The sequence below is a fragment of the uncultured Corynebacterium sp. genome (assembly GCF_902782855.1).
Classification (GTDB): domain Bacteria; phylum Actinomycetota; class Actinomycetes; order Mycobacteriales; family Mycobacteriaceae; genus Corynebacterium.
Genome location: NZ_CACZOO010000247.1, coordinates 1 through 5,073, shown reverse-complemented (window position 1 = coordinate 5,073; position 5,073 = coordinate 1). Strand labels below are relative to the sequence as shown.

Below are 5,073 nucleotides of genomic sequence, written 5' to 3'. Positions count from 1 at the left end.
CGCGGCGGCTGCGGCCGACGCCGGGGCGGAGGGCGCCGCGGGCGCGGTCCCCTCCGGTGCGGCGGTGGTGGCCGGCATGGTCGTGGCAGTCGCGGTGGTCGACGGTTCCGGCACGTCGTCGGAGGACGCCACGGCGACGAAGTAGGAGTCGTCGAGGTTACGCTTGGCGATCCAGCCGCCGATTCCGGCGATGACCACCAGGGCGACGATGACGGTCACCGTGACGAGGATGCGACGTCGCCGCTTCGCCTGCCGTGGGTCGGGTGAGTCCACACGCCCGGGATCCGTGGGATCCGCACCGGCCGGGTCACCGTGGGTGCCGGCGGTCCTGCGGCTCCCGACCCGCCGGGGGCGGCGCATCGGCGGCATGTCGTCGGTGGGGGCCGTCGGAGACTCGCCGGTGCCTGCCGGGTCCGACGCGTCCCCGTCAGCGGGGGGTGTGGAACGGTTGACGACGTTGACGGCCATGGCCCGCCCCGCGGCGGTGTCCGGGCGGGGCAGTTCCGTCTCATCGGAGTTGATCGCCCCGGCGAGAGCGGCGGTGGTGGGCAGATCGACGGACCCGGCACCCTCAGTGGCGTCCATGTCGACGACGTCGGCGACGACGACGGTGACGTTGTCCGGGCCCCCGCCGCGCAGTGCGAGGTCTATGAGGCGGCTGGCTGCGGTGTCCGGTGTCCCCTCGCCGAGGACCTCGCGGATCGTGTCGGCGCTGACCGGGTCGGACAGGCCGTCGGAGCAGAGCATGAAACGGTCGCCGGGCAGCGTGTCGAGCAGCTGCAGGGTGGGTTCGACGGGGCGTCCGGTGAGAGCCTTGAGGATCAGGGAGCGCTGCGGGTGGCTGGAAACGTCCGCGGGGTCGAGCTTGCCCTCGTCGACGAGGGACTGGACGTAGGTGTCGTCCTTGGTGATCTGGGTGAGGACGCCGTCACGCAGCAGGTAGCCACGCGAGTCACCGACATGGCAGACACCCATCCTTCCGTCGAGGAAGAGCAGGGAGCTCAGGGTGCAGCCCATGCCGTCGAGGGTGGGATTCTCGTCGACGTGCGCGGCGATGGCACGGTTGCCGGCGTCCATCGCCTCGACGAGCAGGCCGGGAAGCCGGTCCGGGGTGATTGCGGGGGCGCTCCCCGGGGCGTCCCCGTGGAACATGGCGTTGAGAGGTAGCAGGGCCTCGATCATCAGCTGGGAGGCGACTTCCCCGGCGGCGTGGCCGCCCATGCCGTCGGCCAGGGCGAGGAGGTGGGACGCCGCGACGGCGGAATCCTCGTTGTTGCCGCGCACCAGGCCCCGGTCGGACCTGGCGGCGAAGTTCAGGGCGAGATTCTCCGACGTCATGCGTCCATCCTCACTGTGGTCTGGCCGATGCGGAATTCACTGCCGGCACGCAGTGGCTCCGGCTGGTCGATACGCTGACCTGCCAGGAAGGTGCCGTTGCGTGAGTCGAGGTCTTCGAGGTACCAGTCCGCCCCACGTCGCATGAGACGGGCGTGGGTGCCCGAGGCGAAGTCGTCCTCGAGGACGAGGGTGCAGCCCGAGGACCGGCCCACGGTGATTTCGTCGTAGCCGGCCAGGGCCAGCGTCGTCCCGGTCAACGGTCCGGTCGTCAGGGTGAGGGACTGTGGTTCGCCGCTGCGGGAGAACCCCCGGCCGCGGTGTTGCGCGGGGGAGGGTGTGGCGTAGGCGGCAACCTGGCCGCCACTGACGGGGACGGCGCCCGAGGTGGCGGCGCGCCCGACATCGCGGTTCATCGCGCGGACGGTGACCCAGATGAACAACCAGAGCACGACCAGCAGGCCGATCTTGACGACCAGGACCAGGGTGGACTGCATGGGGTCAACTCCTCACGGATGGCACGGATGGCACGGATGGCACGGATGGCACGGACGACGGACAAAGGGATAAGACTGTACCCACTTTACGGCAGGTGCCGGATCTCAGAGGTGTCGTGCATATGGTCGTCCGGTGGCGGGGTCGGGCAGGTCGGACGGGGGGTCAGCTGAACCGGACCTCAATACTGCTGTGCCCCAGGGAGATGACGTCGCCGTCGGCGAGAAGCCAGTTCTCCACCGGGATGTCGTTGACGGTGGTGCCGTTGGTGGAGTGGAGGTCGGTGTAGACGGCGTCGAATCCGTCCCAGGTGATGTCGCCGTGGCGGCGGGAGACGCCGGTGTCCGGCAGACGGAAGTCGACCTGATTACCGCGGCCGACGGTGTTGCTGCCGAGGGAGAGGACGTAGGTGCGGTCGGAGCCGTCCTGGAGGTGGAGAGTGACGGTGCGCTGCTCGGCACCCTGGTCGCCGGCACCCGTCGCGCCGTCGGCACCGGCGACCGCCGTAGCGGACGGGCCGGGGACGACCTCGGTCTCCGGGGCTGACTCGGGTCGGTCTGCAGGTCGGCTTGCGGGTTCGGGCGCGGGCTGCCCCCAGGAGGAGGCCCGGCCCTGCGGGTGCGCGAGGCCGGCGAGTGAGCCGCCACCCGCCGTACCTGTTCCCGCGGCACCTGCCGCCGCACCTGTTCCCGCGGCACCGGCACCGGTTCCGTGGGAGGACGCCTCGTTGGCTGCACTGTCAGCGCCATCGGCGCTGTCTGCACTGTCGGCGTCATAGGGGCGCGCGACGGGGGAACGACCGGAATTAGGCTCGGGCCGGGGCCATTCCGGTGCACGGTGGGACGTTGCCCGGGGCTCTGCCTGGGATGCTGCCGGGGGTGCTGCGTGGGGTGCTGCGTCCTGTCGGGCTGCCGGTGCCGAGTCATGCTGGTGGACCGCAGTGAAACTCGAGCGGCACTTCAGCTGTCCGGTGTGCATGCCGTCGTCGCGGACGAGATCCACGGTAACGGGGGCGGAGGTGGTCCACCCTTCGTTGCGGATGAAGCGGTGGAGCCGGTCGCGCAGCTCATGGGCGAGATCGGGGCGCTGCGAGACGAGATTGTCGTGGTCGCGGGAAGCGAGGTACACCTCGAAAGTGGAGGGTGCGTGCAGGACGCCGGAGCGGTCCTCCATGAGGGCGTCCTCGACCTCCTGTTTGAGCAGCTCGTCGATCTCGGCGGGGACGACCTCGCCACCGAAAACGCGCGCGAAACCGTTGTCCAGCCCGCGCTGGAGTGAACTGTCGAGCTTGCGGAATCGTCCGAAGAGATCCATGAACCGGGGTCCTGCCTTCCTTGTGCCGTGTCGCCCGGGGTACCGGGTGAGGTCCGGGGGGACACCCCGTGGACGCTGACACGCTGAAGCGTTGAGTCTAGTGAACAGTGAGCGTCCCATTATAGGGATGCGGCGGACGGCGTGGGGCGCACCATGCCGGAACGCACTGTCGGGAGGCTCGCTGCGGACCGGTGGAAACACCGGTTGACCGGCTCCTTTGTGTCAGCAGGGTACCGGTGCTAACCTTACAACCCGTTGCAGCAGCAACGCTCGTTGATCACATCCAGATCGACTCCACGCGCGAGTGGCGGAATGGCAGACGCGCTGGCTTCAGGTGCCAGTGTCCTTAGGGACGTGGGGGTTCAAGTCCCCCTTCGCGCACAGTGAGCGGTTCACGAACCGCACGGACCGGAGGTCACAAACTCGAAAGGGTTTGTGACCTCCGGTTTTTCGTTGTCTGGAGTGGCAGTGCAGTGAAAGTGTCACGGCTGCGGGAACTGGTCGATAGCTCCCCATCTACCCGGCGGGCCCGGGCCTCCAGAGTGGGTGATGCTCACGAACTCAGATCACCTGTGCGACGGGTGGATCTGAGCCCGGTCGATACGCTGGAGGTCTTCGAGCGACAGCAGGTAGTCATCGGGTGAGTACTTCCGAGTACGGGCATCCATGATGCGCCGGTACTCGGTCAGCATTCGTAGGTAGACATCGAGCATGCGGTGGTGCGAGTTGCCGCCGTCGGTCTCCTCGATCTGGGGCCGCAGCTCTACCCAGGTGTTTTCGTCCTGCATCAGGAACTCGACGTAGGAGGCCATGCGGCTTTCCAAGAGATCCTGGTGGTCGAACCCCTGGAACCGCAGACGGTCAGTAAGATCCTCGTCCGCCGCGTGCGCGAGGCGGTGGGCACTGATTGCGATGATCTGGAACATCTGGAGAATGTCAGTCACTCGCGTGCAGTCGAGGTGAGACAGCTCAGTGCGGAACCCTGCGGTGGCCTGGAAGTACTCTGCGGTGTATCCGGCTTCGAGAATCTGTGCCAGCCTGAGCTGATCATCGCGGTCGCCGTCGGCACAGTCCAGTGTCTCGCCCTTCTCCGGCATGACGCGGGCGCTGATCCGGTGCAGCAGTGCGAGCATCTGCCGTTCCGTGAGCGTCATGGTCTCTGGCGCCGTTTCAGTATCGGTCAGCTCATCCTGCCGGCGCACGTCTACCACGTCCTCCAGGACAAGTGCTCGGACGTATTCGCTGAGACTGACGCCCTGATCCTCCGCCTTCTCCCGTAGACGGTCCCGGTAGTCATCATCGATCCTGATGTTGAGAACAGCCACTGTTTCCCCTTCCGTGTTGTCGTATGACAGTAAGTGTAACACTGTCATACTCAAGGGGGGGGCAAGGGTTATCATCAGCGCTGGTCAAGAGGACTGTACTGGGCCCCTCGTTGTAGGTCACGAACGTCCGTGCCCCCACAGTCCCGGGTTGCCGGCCAGCTCCTCGAAGGTGACCTCCCACATGTCGCGGATACGGTCGGGGATCCGCAGCACCGGCCACACCTCCACCAGGGTCGCCCAGTTCAGGTAGTGGAAGTCCTCGATGCCTGCGGCCTCGCGCAGCACGGTGATGTACAACGTCACCATTCGGTCGGGCAGGTCGTATGTGGGTGCTGGACCCCAGTCAAGGGAGAGGGGCAGAACAACCTCCCCGGTCGTCGGACCGTCGAGATTGTCACGGTGTTCGGCGAGGACGTATTGCCTGCCCAACCCGTGCATGGTTCCCCGCAGCGGGTCGAGGCGCCGGCCACGACCGTTCAGCTCGTCGAACCGGGCCTCCCCCTGGTCACGCAGCGGAGTGGGCAGGGCCAGCCGTGGCCGGGCGTCGATCAGGGTCTGCCGTTTCAGGAGGTGGAGGTCGCCGGCGTCCCGGGCGCGGTTGAGG

At 67.5% G+C, this 5,073-nt stretch carries 5 protein-coding genes and 1 tRNA gene; 1 reads left to right on the top strand and 5 read right to left on the bottom strand.

Annotated elements, in window-relative coordinates:
- The 3 genes from QZV72_RS10125 to QZV72_RS10115 all read right to left on the bottom strand — a co-directional run.
- Positions 1-1,338: protein phosphatase 2C domain-containing protein (locus tag QZV72_RS10125; RefSeq protein ID WP_297008111.1), on the bottom strand; the 1,338-nt coding region annotated here is incomplete at its 3' end.
- Positions 1,335-1,832: an FHA domain-containing protein gene (locus QZV72_RS10120; RefSeq protein ID WP_297008109.1), complete on the bottom strand. Its 498-nt coding sequence runs from the start codon at positions 1,830-1,832 to the stop codon at positions 1,335-1,337. The genes QZV72_RS10125 and QZV72_RS10120, both read right to left, overlap by 4 nt.
- A gap of 163 nt (positions 1,833-1,995) precedes the next feature.
- Entirely contained in the window at positions 1,996-3,144 is a 1,149-nt protein-coding gene (locus QZV72_RS10115) for a DUF3662 and FHA domain-containing protein (RefSeq protein WP_297008107.1), read from the bottom strand.
- A gap of 298 nt (positions 3,145-3,442) precedes the next feature.
- Here QZV72_RS10115 and QZV72_RS10110 point away from each other — a divergent pair.
- Positions 3,443-3,525, top strand: a tRNA-Leu gene (locus tag QZV72_RS10110).
- A gap of 185 nt (positions 3,526-3,710) precedes the next feature.
- Here the strand turns inward: QZV72_RS10110 and QZV72_RS10105 are convergent.
- Together QZV72_RS10105 and QZV72_RS10100 are read right to left on the bottom strand one after the other, a co-directional pair.
- Positions 3,711-4,469 (bottom strand): YfbU family protein, encoded by a 759-nt coding sequence (locus tag QZV72_RS10105; RefSeq protein WP_297008105.1) that lies wholly within the window; start codon positions 4,467-4,469, stop codon positions 3,711-3,713.
- 117 nt (positions 4,470-4,586) lie between these two features.
- The coding region (locus QZV72_RS10100; protein ID WP_297008104.1) for a hypothetical protein at positions 4,587-5,073 on the bottom strand (487 nt) is incomplete at its 5' end.